The sequence below is a fragment of the Pseudomonas izuensis genome, from assembly GCF_009861505.1.
In the GTDB taxonomy this organism is placed as follows: domain Bacteria; phylum Pseudomonadota; class Gammaproteobacteria; order Pseudomonadales; family Pseudomonadaceae; genus Aquipseudomonas; species Aquipseudomonas izuensis.
On the sequence record NZ_WTFT01000024.1, the window covers coordinates 16,348 to 30,765 of the forward strand.

The following is a 14,418-nucleotide window of genomic DNA, read 5'->3' on the forward strand; positions in this document are numbered from 1 at the left end:
CTTCTAATGCAGCCTTCGAACGAACATCCCGCCGCGGCCTGCGCTTGATCGATCAAGGCGGCCTGCAGGCGGGTCAGTTCATGGCTCAGCCTTGTGGAGTTTGTTCAGCCAAGGCAACGGCGCGGAACATTGCACGGCGTTTGTTCAGGGTTTCTTCCCATTCCAGCGCCGGCACCGAGTCGGCGACGATGCCGCCACCGGCCTGCACGTGCAGTTCGCCGTTCTTGATCACCGCCGTGCGGATCGCAATGGCGGTGTCCATGTTGCCGTTCCAGGCGAAGTAGCCGACGGCGCCGCCGTAGACACCCCGCTTGACCGGTTCCAGTTCGTCGATGATTTCCATTGCACGAATTTTCGGTGCGCCGGACAACGTGCCCGCCGGCAGAATCGCCCGCAGTGCATCCATCGCCGTCAGGCCGGCCTTCAATTGGCCGGTGACGTTGGACACGATGTGCATCACGTTTGAATAGCGCTCGATGACCATTTTTTCGGTGAGCTTCACCGAACCGACTTCCGACACTCGACCGGTATCGTTGCGGCCCAGGTCAATCAGCATCAAGTGTTCGGCGATTTCCTTGGCGTCCGACAGCAGGTCTTTTTCCAGCGCCAGGTCAGCCTCTTCGTTGGCCCCGCGTGGGCGGGTGCCGGCGATCGGGCGTACGGTGATCAGGTTGTCCTCGACCCGCACCAGCACTTCCGGCGAGCTGCCGACGACGTGGAAGTCACCGAAGTTGAAGAAGTACATGTACGGCGTCGGGTTGAAGCAGCGCAGCGCACGGTACAGATCGATGGGCGCAGCCTTGAAGTCGATCGACATGCGCTGGGACGGCACGACCTGCATGCAGTCACCGGCCAGGATGTACTCCTTGATGGTGTCGACGGCTTTTTCGTAATCGTCCTGGGTAAAACTGGAGCGGAACACCGGATCAGCCGATTGCTGCCGGCTGAAATCCAGGCCACGGCGCGGGGTGATCGGCTGGCGGAGCTTTTCCAAAAGCTCCTCCAGACGTGCGCGACCTTGTTCGAAGGCGTCTTCCTGCGCCGGGTCGGCCAGGACGATTGCATGCATCTTGCCGGCGAGGTTGTCGAACACCACCACGGCGTCGGACACCATCAGCAGAATGTCGGGCACGCCCAACGGGTCCGGGTTCGGGCACTTGCCCAGGCGCTTTTCCACATAACGCACGCAGTCGTAACCGAAGTAACCCACCAGGCCGCCGTTGAAACGCGGCAGGCCGGCGATGGTCGGCACGTTGTAACGGGCCTTGAAGGCTTCGACGAAAGCCAGCGGATCTTCAACGTCATGGCTCTCGGTTTCGACGCCATCGACGGTCACGCTGACGTGGTGATCGTGAACCCGCATCACGGTGCGGCACGGCAGGCCGATGATCGAGTAACGGCCCCATTTTTCGCCACCCTGCACCGATTCCAGCAGGTAAGAGTTGGGCTCGTCGGCCAGTTTCAGGTAGATCGACAGCGGCGTGTCGAAGTCGGCCAGGGTTTCGCAGGCAAGCGGGATGCGGTTGTAGCCGGCAGCGGCCAAACGCAGGAATTCTTCGCGGATCATGATGTGCCTCGTGGCTTGAGGGTCTAACAGTCAGGTAAGCAAACGCGCCGGATAACCGGCCAGGAACAAGTCAGGCGCGCCAACGCCAGCGGGCCAGGGCCTTGATGACTTTCATCCAGAGTTTGCGAGTGACCACCACGATGGAGTTTCCAGGAGGGGATTGAACAGCGTCGGGCAACGTTATCTCAGCGGCAAGATCCAGGCAACCGGGAATTAGCTTGCGCAGATCGTCGATGACCAGTGACGGCGACTCTTCGGCAATCGGCCGGCCATGGTTGTAGCCATAGCTCAACGCCACGCACTTGACCCCCGCCGCTTTAGCCGCCAGCACATCGCTGCGCGAATCGCCGACGAACAAGGATTGCGAGGCCGGGATGTTGGCCATTTTCATCACGAAAAACAGCGCGGCCGGATCGGGTTTTTTCTGTGGCAGGGTGTCACCGCCGATAATCCATTTGAAATAGCGGCCGATTTTCATCTGATCCAGCAGTGGCGCGACAAACCGCTCCGGCTTATTGGTAATCAGCGCCATTTCCACGCCTTGTTTGTTCAGCCACTTGAGGGTGTCACGCACACCGGGGTAAACCACCGTCAGCGCGTGACCGTCCTCATAAAAGCCGTTGAACAGCGTCAGGGCATGCTCAGCTTCGGCCTCGTCGACACCCTCGGCATCGATGTCGTTGGCCAATGCGCGGCGTACCAACATGTGCACGCCATTGCCTACCCAGTCACGTACCGACTCGATGCCAGCAGGTTGGCGCCCGAGTTTGAGCAGCATGTTGTCGACAGCCGCGGCGAGATCGGGGACCGAATCGACCAGCGTGCCATCCAGATCGAACATCACCAGCCGTGGCAGACGCCCCGGGAACAGCTGCTCAAAACCACTCATGGACGGGCCAGCGCCAGTTCGGAACGCATCTTCTCGATCACTTCCTGGTAGTTCGGTGCATTGAAGATCGCTGAACCGGCGACGAAGGTGTCGGCACCTGCCGCTGCGATTTCACGAATGTTGTTCACATTCACGCCGCCGTCGATTTCCAGGCGTATGTCACGACCAGAGGCATCGATCAGGGCACGCGCTTCGCGCAATTTGTCGAGGGTGCCGGGAATGAACTTCTGACCGCCGAACCCCGGGTTCACGCTCATCAGCAGGATCATGTCGACCTTGTCCATCACGTACTTGAGCACGTCCAGCGGGGTCGCCGGGTTGAACACCAGGCCGGATTTGCAGCCGCCTTCGCGGATCAGTTGCAGGGAGCGGTCGACGTGCTGGGTGGCTTCCGGGTGGAAGGTGATGTAGGTCGCGCCGGCTTCGATGAAGTCACCGACGATGCGGTCCACCGGGCTGACCATCAGGTGCGCGTCGATCGGTGCGGTCACGCCATACTTGCGCAGTGCTGCACAGACCATCGGGCCGATGGTCAGGTTGGGCACATAGTGGTTGTCCATGACATCGAAGTGCACGAAATCGGCGCCAGCGGCCAGGACATTGTCCACTTCCTCACCCAGGCGGGCGAAGTCGGCGGATAGAATCGATGGAGCAATTACGAAGGGCTGCATGACGCACCTTTTCTGAGCTAAATCACGATGGCGCGCATTGTATACCTCATGCTTTGGCGCGCGCACCGTGGGCGCGATGATTGGGCTTTGCCATCAGTCATCAACGGCAGAGGCTCTAGTACGCCGCGCGGTAGATTTTCTCGATATCGACAGCACTCAGTTTGCGCGGATTATTGCGCATCAGACGCTCGATCCCCGCGGCTTCCACGGCCATGTCCGGGATCGCATCCTCGGGAACCCCGAAACTGCGCAGTCCTGACGGAATTTCCACCGCGGCGCACAACGCACTCATGGCTTCCACGGCTTTATCGGCCGCTTCACTGGCACTCAGATGAGCGGTCTTCACCCCCATGGCTTCTGCAATATCCTGCATGCGTTCGACGCAGGCCATCTTGTTCCAGGTCATGACATAGGGCAGCAGCAGGGCATTGCTCACACCATGGGCAATGTTGAAGCGCCCGCCCAGCGGATACGCCAGCGCATGCACCGCGCCGACCCCGGCATTGCCGAACGCCATGCCGGCCATCAGGCTGGCGGTGGCCATGTCTTCTCGGGCTTGCAGGTTGGATGGATTGGCGTAGGCCTTGGGCAGCGCCTTGGCGATCAACTTGATCGCGCCGATGGCCAGGGCGTCGGTAATCGGCGATGCATTGACCGACAGATAGGATTCGATGGCATGCACCAGCGCATCGACACCACTGGCGGCCGTGACGCTGCGCGGGCAAGTCAGGGTCATTTGTGGGCTGACCAGCGCCACATCCGGTAACAGGTAGTCGCTGACGATGCCTTTCTTCAATTGCGCGACCTTGTCGGAGAGGATCGCCACATTGGTCACTTCCGAACCGGTGCCAGCGGTGGTGGGAATCGCGATCAGCGGCGGGCCTTTGCGCGGCACCTGTTCGATGCCGAACAAATCCTCCAGCGCGCCGTGGTATCCGGCATAGGCGGCAACACTCTTGGCGATATCGATGGCACTGCCGCCACCCAGACCAATCAACCCGTCGTGCCCACCCTCGCGGTACACGCGCATGCAGTCTTCGACGATGGCGATTTCCGGGTCGGGCAGCACCCGGTCGAAAATCTCGTAGCTGCGGCCCCCGAGCTGCGCCAGCGCCAGTTCTACGGTGCCGGATTTCACCAGGGCGGCGTCGGTGACGATCAGCGGATTGTCGATGTCCAGCCGGGTCAGTTCCGCCGCGAGTTGCTCAATGGCCCCCGCACCGGTGATCAGTTTGTGAGCAATTTTGAAGGAGGAAAGACTCATGTGCGCAGCCTCTTATAGATAGGGGAGCTGGGCACAAGAGTAGCTGGGGATTTGGGGTTGGCTGGTATTCAGCTTATGAATGTAGAACGTCCAGACGCCCCTTGTAGGAGCTGGCTTGCCAGCGAAAGCGGTGTACCAGGTACACCGCGTTGCACCATTCGCCAGCAAGCCGGCTCCTACAGGGGCCGGCGTCAGATACAAGGACCGTGTCAGACCTGTGCAGTACGCAGTTTCTCGCTACGACCCCGCAGCCATTCCAGGGTCAGCAGCAGAATCACCGAGAAGGCAATCAGCAGCGTCGCGGCGGCGGCGATGGTCGGGCTGAGGTTTTCGCGGATGCCACTGAACATCTGCCGAGGCAGCGTCGCTTGCTCGGGGCCGGCGAGGAACAGCGTCACCACCACTTCATCGAACGAAGTGGCGAAGGCGAACAACGCACCGGAGATCACGCCGGGCGCAATCAATGGCAAGGTCACCCGACGGAACGCCACCAGTGGCGAGGCACCAAGGCTTGCAGCGGCGCGCACCAGGTTCTGGTTGAACCCCTGCAAGGTCGCCGACACGGTGATGATCACAAACGGCACACCGAGCACGGCATGCACGACGATCAGCGAGGTATAGCTGTTGCCAAATCCCAATGGGGCGAAGGTCAGGTAGCTGGCCACACCAATGATGACTACCGGCACCACCATCGGCGAAATCACCAGCGCCATCACCAGCGGCTTGCCCGGAAAATCACCCCGGGTCAGGCCGATCGCCGCCAGCGTGCCGAAGATCATCGCCAGCACCGTCGCTGCCGGGGCCACGATGATGCTGTTCTTCAACGAACGCATCCATTCCGCCGAGGCGAAGAAGTCCTGGTACCAGTGCAGCGAAAAGCCTTGCAGCGGATAGACCAGAAAACTCCCCGAGTTGAACGACAGAGGAATGATCACCAGCACCGGCAGGATCAGGAACAACAAAATCAGGCCGCAGAGAATCCGCAAGCTGTAGAACCACACCCGCTCGATGGGCGACATATAAGGACTCAGCATTTCATTCTCCCCTTAGCTCAAGCGCAGGCGGCTCGCGCCCACCAGCCAGCTGTAAATCAGATAAAGCACCACGGTCGCCAAGAGCAGCAACCCGCCGAGAGCGGTCGCCATGCCCCAGTTGATGCTGGTGTTGGTGTAGAAAGCGACGAAGTAGCTGACCATCTGATCGTTCGGACTGCCCAGCAACGCCGGGGTGATGTAGTAGCCGATGGCGAGGATGAACACCAACAGGCAACCGGCGCCGACACCGGCATAGGTTTGCGGGAAATACACCCGCCAGAAGCTGGCGAATGGATGGCAGCCCAGGGAAATGGCCGCCCGCATGTAGGTCGGCGAAATGCCTTTCATCACGCTGTAGATCGGCAGGATCATGAACGGCAGCAGGATGTGCACCATGGAGATGTAGACACCGATGCGGTTGAACACCAACTCCACCGGTTTATCGATGATGCCCAGGGCCATCAAGCCGCTGTTGATCAACCCACCCGATTGCAGCAAGACGATCCACGCCGCGACTCGCACCAGGATCGAGGTCCAGAACGGCAACAGCACCAGAATCATCAGCAGGTTGCTTTGCCGCGACGGCAGGTTCGCCAGCAGATAAGCCAGAGGATAGGCCAGCACCAGACAGATCACGGTGATGATCAGCCCCATCCAGAAGGTGCGGGTGAAAATGTCGAGGTAGATCGCCTGGTCAGGCGTGGCCGGAGCCAGTTCACCGAGGTCGTCGATACGATGATCGACGGCGGCCAGCAGGTAGTACGGCGTGATGCTGCTGGTGTTGCGGCGTACGGCTTGCCAGTAGGCCGGATCGCCCCAGCGCTCGTCGAGACCTTCCAGTGCTTCTTTATAGGAGGCCGGCTCTGTGGCGAACGGCAAGGCGCGTGCAGTTTTGGTCAACAGGCTGCGGTAGCCGGCCAACTCCATGTTCAAGCGCTTGGACAGGTCGCCCAAGGTCTGGTTCTTGCGGGCTTCGGCGAGGTCTTCGCTGGCGGCCTTGTAAACCGGTTCGGCGGGCAATCCACGACCGTCCCAGCTGGCGATAGCCGTCACGGTGCGTGGCATGCCACCGACCACTTCCGGATTACCGACGCTTTTGTAGAGTAGCGCCGCGATCGGCACCAGGAACACCAGCAACAGAAACAGCACCAGCGGCGCGATCAACGCCTGGGCCTTCCAGCGGTTGACCCGCTCGGCGTGCTTGAGCCGCTGCTTCAAGGTGGGGTCAGTGCCCGCGTTCAGGGGAACGGCGATAGCCATGGCGTACTCCGGAAATCTTTGATCATTGCAGAGGCGGGAAACCACCTCGATCGTTTAATGCACACAACCCTAATGTGGGAGCGGGCTCGCTCGCGAAAGCGGAGTGTCAGTCAACAATGATGCTGAATGTGCTGACGCCTTCGCGAGCAGGCTCGCTCCTACAGCGTAAGCCCGCGGTGCGGTCTTACTTGGCAGCCCAGGAATTGAAACGCTGTTCCAGCTGCTCGCCGTTGTCAGCCCAGAAGCTGACGTCGATCTGCACCTGGTTGGCGATGTTTTCCGGAGTGGTCGGCATGTCTTTCAGGACATCCTTGGCCAGCAACGGTACGGCCTGGGTGTTGGCCGGACCGTAAGCGATGTTTTCCGAGTAGGTCTTCTGCTGCTGAGGCTGTACCGAGAACGCGATGAATTTCTTCGCCGCTTCAGCGCGAGCCTTATCCAGACCTTTCGGAATGGCCCAGGCATCGAAGTCGTAGATGCCGCCGTTCCACACCACTTTCAGGTTGCTTTCTTTCTGCACGGCAGCGATACGGCCGTTGTAGGCCGAGCTCATGACCACGTCACCGGAAGCGAGGTATTGAGGCGGTTGTGCACCGGCTTCCCACCACTGAATGTTCGGCTTGAGCTCATCGAGCTTCTTGAACGCGCGGTCCTGACCGTCCTTGCCGGCCAGCACTTTGTAGACGTCTTTCGGCGCCACGCCATCGGCCATCAGGGCGAATTCCAGGGTGTACTTGGCGCCCTTACGCAGGCCGCGCTTGCCCGGGAATTGTTTCACGTCCCAGAAGTCTGCCCAGCTGGTCGGCGCGGTTTTCAGCTTGTCGGCGTTGTAGGCCAGCACGGTCGACCACACGAAGAAGCCCACGCCGCATGGCTGAATGGCGCCCTTGACGTAGTCTTCGTTCTTGCCGAACAGCGCCGGATCGAGTTGCTCGAACATGTCTTCGTCGCAACCACGGGACAATTCTGGCGATTCAACCTCTACCAGATCCCAGGACACGCTCTTGGTGTCGACCATGGCCTTGACCTTGGCCATTTCACCGTTGTACTCGCCCGCCACGATCTTGCCGTTGCCTGCCGCTTCCCACGGTGCGTAGAAGGCTTTGACCTGCGCCGCCTTGTTCGCCCCGCCAAAGGACACCACGGTCAGGTCCGGGCCAGCGGCCATTGCGCCCGCAGCCCCCATCATGCCCAGTGCCAGAGCGGTGAATTTCAGGGATCTCAACATTTATTGTTCTCTCCACGTGCAGGGTTGGTGTTGTTGAAGCCAGGGCGATCAGTTCGCCTCTAGAAGTGGGTCGAGCGCACGTACGTGCTCGACCTGCCAGCCAAGCGGAACCACGTCACCGACTGCGAGGCCGGGATCGAGCTCGGCAATCGGTTGCTTCACGAAGAAGTCGGTCTTGCCACAGACTTCCAGGCGAACCCGGACGTGGTCGCCCAGATAGATGAATTCCTCCACCCGTCCCGAGAAACGGTTGCTGCAAGACTCGCTGGAACCATTGAGGCTCACGCGTTCCGGGCGAATGGACAAGGTCACCGGCTCACCGGTCTTGCCGACATTCACCGCCAGCGCTTCAACTTTTTCACCACGACCCAGTTCGACAATGCAGCGGTCGCCGGTCTGGCTGTGCAGGCGGCCATTGAGGCGGTTGTTCTCGCCGATGAAGTTGGCGACGAAGGTGTTTTTCGGCTCTTCATAGAGCGTGCGCGGCGGCGCAATCTGCTGGATCTCGCCTTGATGGAACACCGCAACACGATCGGACATGGTCAGGGCTTCGCCCTGGTCGTGGGTCACGTACACCACGGTCACGCCCAGACGCTGGTGCAGGTGTTTGATTTCCATCTGCATGTGTTCACGCAGTTGCTTGTCGAGTGCGCCGAGGGGTTCGTCCATCAGCACCAGTTGCGGCTCGAACACCAATGCGCGGGCCAGGGCCACACGCTGCTGCTGACCGCCGGACAGTTGCGCCGGATAACGCTGAGCAAACGCGTCGAGCTGCACCATGCTCAGCACGCGCTTGACCTTGTCGCTGACGTCGCTCTTGTTCATGCCGCGCACGGTGAGCGGGAACGCCAGGTTCTCGGCGACCGTCATGTGCGGAAACAACGCATAGTTCTGGAACACCATGCCGATGTCACGTTTGTGCGGCGGCACGTTGTTGATGGAGCGACCGGCCAGCAGGATTTCGCCTGCGGTCGGGGTTTCGAAACCGGCGAGCATCATCAGACTCGTGGTTTTGCCCGAACCGGACGGCCCGAGCAAGGTGAGGAATTCGCCCTTGCGAATGTCCAGGTTGAGGTCTTTGACGATCAGGTTCTCGCCGTCGTAGCTCTTCTGCACTCCACGAAAGCTGACCAGAACATCATTGGCCCCTGCGCTTGAATCGACCTGGCTCATACCCACACCTTTGTTGTTGTTGACTGCTGTGGACTAAGCCTAGTGGACGCTGGGGACCGCGCAAATCGGGACGCAGGAGAGAATCGCCTCAGCCGGATGGAAGGTTGGGGGTAGGGATTGCCCTACAAGGATGGCGCGTTTTGGCAAATGCAGCGCAATTGCGGCGGCAAGCGGTCAGCTACAAGCCGCAAGAGCAAGCAAAAACGGTAATTCATGAATGTCGCAAATGGATATGGCGACGCGAATCCCTGTAGGAGCACAGCTTGCTGGCGATGGCGTACTTGAAATCGCCATCGCCAGCAAGCTGTGCTCCTACAGGGGGGCGGTGCATTCAGAGAAGTTTGTGCTCCATCGCATACTTCACCAGTTCAGCCAGCGAGGTGATGTTGAGTTTCTGCATCAACCGCGCCTTGTGGGTGCTGATGGTCTTGCTGCTCAACGCCAATTGCTGGGCGATGTCATTGACGTTGGCGCCCTGGGCCAAGCGCTCGAATACGGAAAACTCACGCTCAGAGAGCAACGAGTGCAGCGGCCGCGAGTCGGTGAGACCGACTTCGAAGACCATGCGGTCGGCCAGGTCCGGGTCGATATAGCGACCACCCGCCGCAACCCGGCGGATGGCCGTCAGCAACAGGGCCGGATCGCTGTCCTTGGTCGCGTAGCCGGCAGCGCCAATCTTCAGCGCGCGAGCCGCCATCTGCGCCTCGTCGTGCATCGACAACACTAGGATCACCGGCGGGTTGTTCAGCGCGCGAATTCGCGGAATCGCTTCCAGGCCGTTCACACCCGGCATGGAAATATCGAGCAACACCACTTCACAGGGCACATGCCGCAAGGTTTCAAGCAATTGCTCGCCATTGCTCGCCTCCCCCACCACCAACAAGTCCTTGGCCAGGCCGATCAATTGCTTGATGCCTTCGCGGACGATGGTGTGGTCTTCGGCTACCAGTACACGGATCACTTACTTATCCTCTTCCAATGGCACTCGCACGATCAAAGTCGTGCCCTCTCCGGGCTCACTCTCAAGCGATAATTCACCGCCCATGATCAACACCCGCTCACGCATGCCCACAATCCCGAAGGATGACGGTCTACCCGTAGTGGGGACAAACCCTACGCCATCATCGCTGACGGTCAGACACAACTCGTCGCCTTCAAGCACCAGTGTCAGTTCGACAGTATGCGCCTGGGCGTGACGCATGACATTGGTCAGCGCCTCCTGAAGGATTCGAAACAGACCAATCGCCTTGGCGTCGCTGAGCACCGGCAAGTTATCCGGCACTTGCACCAGGCACGGGATCTGCGTACGCGCCTCGAAGCGACGAGCTTGCCACTCGATGGCCGACGCGATCCCCGCATCGAGAATCGGTGGACGCAACGCTGTCGCCACATCGCGCACTAACTGAAACAATTGGGCAATCAAGCGTTTCATGCTGTTCAAGCGCTCGTGTAGCCCGGGATCGAGTTGCGCATAGGCCAGTTCGCACATGGACGTTTCCAGCTTGAGCACGGTCAGCATCTGACCCAGCTCGTCGTGAACTTCCCGGGCAATGCGGGCCTTCTCCTCTTCACGCACACTCTCAAGGTGCGCGGACAATTCCCGCAATTGCTCCCGTGAGCTGGCCAGCTCCAGTTCGATGCGCTTGCTTTCGCTGATGTCCCAGACAATGCCGTCCCAGACGTAGGCACCGTCTTCAAGACGACGGGTAATGGCCTTGATTTCCGCCCAGCGCTGTTCACCCTGTCGCGTAAGAATTCGCCCTTGCCACGACCAGTCGCTGTCGGTGTCCAGGGCATGGTCCTGGGTCTGGTGGTAGCTGGCCTTGTCGTCCGGATGCACCAGGCTGCGCAGGCCTTTGTCCCGATGGGCCAGGGTGACCGGCGAGTAACCCACCAGGCTTTCACTTCCCTCACTGATGTAGGCAAAGTCGATCTGCCCTGTCACCGGCGCCCGCTCCAGGCGAAAGACAAGACCAGGCACATTCGCCGCGATCCCTTGCAACCGCGCCTCACTTTCCTGCAACGCGGCAAGGGCGCGACGGCGTTCGGTGACGTCGGTGAGGTAGACCACCAGATACTCGCCGTCGCGAAAGCGCAGGAAGCTCAGCGAAACATCGGTTGGCAGGATGCTGCCATCCGCCCGCAGACAATTGGTTTCGAAACTTTGCGGCGCATCATCGCTGGCCCTGGCGCGTTTCCACAGGTTCAACCAGCGGTCCATATGCAGGCCGGGTTCGAAGTCGATCAATGGCCGATCGATGATTCCGCCCGGCGAATAGCCCAGCATGGTTTCAGCCGCGCGGTTGGCATAACGCACATGACTGTCCCAGTTGACCCAAAGGATGCCGACAGTGCTTTGATCGATGGAAAACTGCGTCAGCCGCAAGGCCTCTTCGCTGGCAGCGCGCAAGGCGATGTCGGCCTGTGCCGCCGCCAATCGCTGCTCCAGACTGTGCTGCTGGCGGCGCTGCCAAAACACGATGGCCATGCAACTCAGAGCCAGCACCAGCAAAAGCAGGCAGAGGTTTTTCCAGAAACCCGGTGATTCGGTGAGTCTTGGATACTTGGGTTGCAGCCATTGATTGTGCAGATTTTCCAGATCCTTGGCGGGGATCGCGCGCAGTGCGCTTTCGACAATGCCCGCCAGCTCCGGTTTGTCGCGCCGGGTGGCCACCCGCAGCAATTGCGGCAAGCCGATGTCACCCACCACCACCAGCTCGGCAAACTCCGGCTCGATGGACAGACGCCCCAATTGCGCTTCATCGACCACCGCGTAACCGGCCTGCTGGCTCAACAACAACTGCAACGCCTGACGCTCGATCGGAACCCCCTGGAGATTCAGGTGCGGATAGTTGCCGCGCAAATAATCGGCGGTGGCACTGGGCATGCGTACGGCGACGCGGGTCTGGCTGTCGAGTTTTTCCAGCTCCACCGCACCCGTGCTTTTCTGGTCGCTGACGACCAGTTGCGGCACTCGCATGTAAGGATCGGAAAACTGCCAGAGGCGCAGACCTGCGGGGGTTTGGGTCAACCCTGGAGCGATGTCGATTTCACCCGCGCGTGCCGCGGCCTCCAGTTGCTCAAGGTCGGGAAAGTTACGCCAGCTCAGCTCGACATTGAGTGCCTTGGCGAGCCATTTCATCAGCTCGACGTTGGCCCCGGACAGGCGTTGCAACCGTCGATCGTATTGCGCATAGGGCGCTTGCAACACCAGCCCCACCCGCAATTCGTCCTGCTGCGCCAGCCATTGCTGTTGCCAGGGCGACAAGACGGCCGCGTGCACCGCAGGCGCGGCCGCCGCCCAGCCCATCAAGGGAAACCACAAACAGCCGATAACCCACAGGCAGCGAAAACGCATCATCGAACTCTCACACACTGACAAATACTGACCAACCCATTAGGCTGCCGGAATAATTTCTGGCCTGGAATATCCGATGCCCCCTGACTACCGCCTGGCACTGCCAGCATTGTGCCTGTCGCTGATCCTGCCATGCGCTTTTTCCGTCGAGGCCGCCGACCCGGCACCTGCCGCCACGGCTAATGTCACGCAAAGGGCCGCCGAAGAAAAACCGGTGGAACGTCAGCCGCTGCCTGAGCGTAGCCAGGAAGAAGCCGCAGCACTGGAGCGGAAAATCCCCGCCCAGGAACAGCAGCAACTGCAAGCGGGCAGCGATACCTTCCTGGCTTTGTGGAAGCCGGCCAATGCCGCCGACCCGAAAGGTGCGGTGATTATCATCCCGGGCGCTGGCGAAACCGCTGACTGGCCGCAAGCAATTGGCCCGTTGCGGCGCAATTTGCCGAATGTAAAGTGGAGCAGCCTGAGTATCACCTTGCCAGATTTGCAAAGCGATGCCATTGCGCCACGCGTTATCGAAGTGCCGCCAGCGCCCAAGACACCGGACGCCGGCAGCAAGGACTCGACCACCGCAGCCCCCATCGAACAGGCAGCCGGCGGTGAAGCCGAAGTGGCTGACAAGCCTGTCGTCGAAACCAGTGAAGAACAAGGCAAGGTGGATGCCGAGCGGATTTACGCCCGCATCGATGCAGCCATCGCTTTCGCGGAGCAGCAAAGTGCTCGCAGCATCGTCGTGCTGGGGCATGGCACAGGCGCTTACTGGGCTGCACGCTATTTGAGCGAGAAACAGCCATCGCAAGTCGAGCGGTTCGTCATGGTTGCCCCGCAGACACCCGCTCAGGCAAAACCGGGGCTGGACGAACTCACGCCGACCTTGAAGCTGCCGACCGCAGATATCTTCTATATGGACAAACCGCTGGACCGCAACGCGGCGCTGGCCCGATTGCAAGCCAGCAAACGCTTGAAGACCTCGGCATTCAGCCAGGTCTCACTCAAGGCGTTGCCGGGTGATGCCAATGCACAACAGGAGCAGTTGGTTCGGCGGGTGCGGGGTTGGTTGAATCCGCAGAATGCGGCGGACTGATAGACCGAGTCGCCACTATCGCGAGCAGGCTCGCTCCCACATTGATCTTCAGTGTAAGAAGATCCAGTGTGGGAGCGAGCCTGCTCGCGATGGCGGCATCACAAACAACACCTGCCTGCCCTCGCTAACGAAAATCCCGCCGCTGACGTATCAACGTATAAGCATTGTGCAATTCCCGCGTTTTCTCGGTCGCCTCACGCACCTGCAATGCCGTCGCCCCACTGCCGGCAATCTTGTCAGGATGATGACGGCTGAGCAGGCGCCGATATGCGCGCTTGATCTGCGCCGGTTCACTGGTGGCGGACACGCCCAACAGTCGCAAGGCATCCTGATAAGTCACGGCGCTGCTGACCTGAGGACGTTTATGCGGCTCATAGTCAATCGCCAATGCCTGCACCTGATACGGCGTCCAACCTAGCCATTTGCCCCATTGAGCGATCAGCGCCCGCTCGCCGGGACCCGCGCGCCCATCGGCCCAGACCATCCGCCAACAAGCACGCAACACCCCTTCCGCCGCATGGGGCTGAGCGCTCAGGCGACGCAGATAACCACGCAACCGGTCGTTGCCCGACTTGCCGCGATTGAACGCTGCAATCGCCCGACGCTGGGCTGATTCGTTCATGTCCAGCGAGCGCATTTCTTGTCGCGCCTGCTGAATGTGACCATCCACAACCCGTCCGTCGCACTTGGCCAGTCGTCCCAGCAGGACGAACAGCAATTCATCGTTGCGCAGCACCGAACGGCCGCCAAGTTTTTCACGCAGATGCGCCCAACTCTGCAAGTGCAGGCGCCGATCCAGGGCCTGCCCCAACAAAGCACCAAGCATGGCCCCCGGAATGCTTGCAATGGCAAACCCCACCCCGGCTCCAATCAGAGTCCCTGGCCATAACATG

The 14,418-nt window shown here is 60.4% G+C and carries 12 protein-coding genes; 1 reads left to right on the forward strand and 11 read right to left on the reverse strand.

Translation table 11 applies throughout. The features are described from left to right. Window positions 1-85: 85 nt before the first annotated feature. The 10 genes from trpE to GPL81_RS19805 form a co-directional block, all read right to left on the reverse strand. Window positions 86-1,567, reverse strand: a complete 1,482-nt coding sequence (trpE, locus tag GPL81_RS19760) for an anthranilate synthase component I (RefSeq protein WP_160108075.1) — start codon at window positions 1,565-1,567, stop codon at window positions 86-88. Window positions 1,568-1,637: 70 nt separating this feature from the next. Continuing rightward, window positions 1,638-2,456 carry a phosphoglycolate phosphatase gene (locus GPL81_RS19765; RefSeq protein WP_160108076.1) on the reverse strand — a complete coding sequence of 273 codons (819 nt, stop codon included), beginning with the start codon at window positions 2,454-2,456 and terminating at the stop codon, window positions 1,638-1,640. Further along, a complete protein-coding gene (gene rpe / locus GPL81_RS19770) occupies window positions 2,453-3,127 on the reverse strand; it encodes a ribulose-phosphate 3-epimerase (RefSeq protein WP_008035979.1) in 675 nt (224 codons plus the stop codon). Before rpe ends, GPL81_RS19765 begins: the two co-directional genes overlap by 4 nt. 115 nt (window positions 3,128-3,242) lie before the next feature. Then, window positions 3,243-4,391, reverse strand: a complete 1,149-nt coding sequence (locus GPL81_RS19775) for an iron-containing alcohol dehydrogenase (RefSeq protein ID WP_160108077.1) — start codon at window positions 4,389-4,391, stop codon at window positions 3,243-3,245. Window positions 4,392-4,600: 209 nt separating this feature from the next. After that, on the reverse strand, window positions 4,601-5,425 hold the full coding sequence (locus GPL81_RS19780; RefSeq protein ID WP_096514714.1) for an ABC transporter permease: 825 nt from the start codon (window positions 5,423-5,425) through the stop codon (window positions 4,601-4,603). A gap of 12 nt (window positions 5,426-5,437) precedes the next feature. After that, window positions 5,438-6,685, reverse strand: a complete 1,248-nt coding sequence (locus tag GPL81_RS19785; protein WP_096514712.1) for an ABC transporter permease — start codon at window positions 6,683-6,685, stop codon at window positions 5,438-5,440. A gap of 184 nt (window positions 6,686-6,869) precedes the next feature. Continuing rightward, window positions 6,870-7,913 (reverse strand): ABC transporter substrate-binding protein, encoded by a 1,044-nt coding sequence (locus GPL81_RS19790; RefSeq protein WP_160108078.1) that lies wholly within the window; start codon window positions 7,911-7,913, stop codon window positions 6,870-6,872. A 48-nt stretch (window positions 7,914-7,961) separates the two neighbouring features. Next, a complete protein-coding gene (locus GPL81_RS19795; RefSeq protein WP_160108079.1) occupies window positions 7,962-9,086 on the reverse strand; it encodes an ABC transporter ATP-binding protein in 1,125 nt (374 codons plus the stop codon). A 331-nt stretch (window positions 9,087-9,417) separates the two neighbouring features. After that, window positions 9,418-10,047 (reverse strand): response regulator, encoded by a 630-nt coding sequence (locus GPL81_RS19800; RefSeq protein WP_096514706.1) that lies wholly within the window; start codon window positions 10,045-10,047, stop codon window positions 9,418-9,420. Next, a complete protein-coding gene (locus GPL81_RS19805; protein WP_160108080.1) occupies window positions 10,048-12,447 on the reverse strand; it encodes a PAS domain-containing sensor histidine kinase in 2,400 nt (799 codons plus the stop codon). Window positions 12,448-12,520: 73 nt separating this feature from the next. On the opposite strand from GPL81_RS19805, the gene GPL81_RS19810 reads away from it, so the two are divergent. After that, on the forward strand, window positions 12,521-13,525 hold the full coding sequence (locus GPL81_RS19810) for an alpha/beta hydrolase family protein (RefSeq protein WP_160108081.1): 1,005 nt from the start codon (window positions 12,521-12,523) through the stop codon (window positions 13,523-13,525). 124 nt (window positions 13,526-13,649) lie between these two features. On the opposite strand, the gene GPL81_RS19815 is transcribed toward GPL81_RS19810, so the two are convergent. Further along, entirely contained in the window at window positions 13,650-14,417 is a 768-nt protein-coding gene (locus tag GPL81_RS19815; protein ID WP_160108082.1) for a TerB family tellurite resistance protein, read from the reverse strand. Window position 14,418: the final 1 nt, after the last annotated feature.

Excerpts from the sequence above, each read along its gene's own strand:
- trpE (WP_160108075.1), bottom strand. The coding sequence starts at position 1,567 with ATGATCCGCGAAGAATTCCTGCGTTTGGCCGCTGCCGGCTACAACCGC.
- GPL81_RS19765 (WP_160108076.1), bottom strand. The coding sequence starts at position 2,456 with ATGAGTGGTTTTGAGCAGCTGTTCCCGGGGCGTCTGCCACGGCTGGTG.
- rpe (WP_008035979.1), bottom strand. The coding sequence starts at position 3,127 with ATGCAGCCCTTCGTAATTGCTCCATCGATTCTATCCGCCGACTTCGCC.
- GPL81_RS19775 (WP_160108077.1), bottom strand. The coding sequence starts at position 4,391 with ATGAGTCTTTCCTCCTTCAAAATTGCTCACAAACTGATCACCGGTGCG.
- GPL81_RS19780 (WP_096514714.1), bottom strand. The coding sequence starts at position 5,425 with ATGCTGAGTCCTTATATGTCGCCCATCGAGCGGGTGTGGTTCTACAGC.
- GPL81_RS19785 (WP_096514712.1), bottom strand. The coding sequence starts at position 6,685 with ATGGCTATCGCCGTTCCCCTGAACGCGGGCACTGACCCCACCTTGAAG.
- GPL81_RS19790 (WP_160108078.1), bottom strand. The coding sequence starts at position 7,913 with ATGTTGAGATCCCTGAAATTCACCGCTCTGGCACTGGGCATGATGGGG.
- GPL81_RS19795 (WP_160108079.1), bottom strand. The coding sequence starts at position 9,086 with ATGAGCCAGGTCGATTCAAGCGCAGGGGCCAATGATGTTCTGGTCAGC.
- GPL81_RS19805 (WP_160108080.1), bottom strand. The coding sequence starts at position 12,447 with ATGATGCGTTTTCGCTGCCTGTGGGTTATCGGCTGTTTGTGGTTTCCC.
- GPL81_RS19810 (WP_160108081.1), top strand. The coding sequence starts at position 12,521 with ATGCCCCCTGACTACCGCCTGGCACTGCCAGCATTGTGCCTGTCGCTG.
- GPL81_RS19815 (WP_160108082.1), bottom strand. The coding sequence starts at position 14,417 with ATGTTATGGCCAGGGACTCTGATTGGAGCCGGGGTGGGGTTTGCCATT.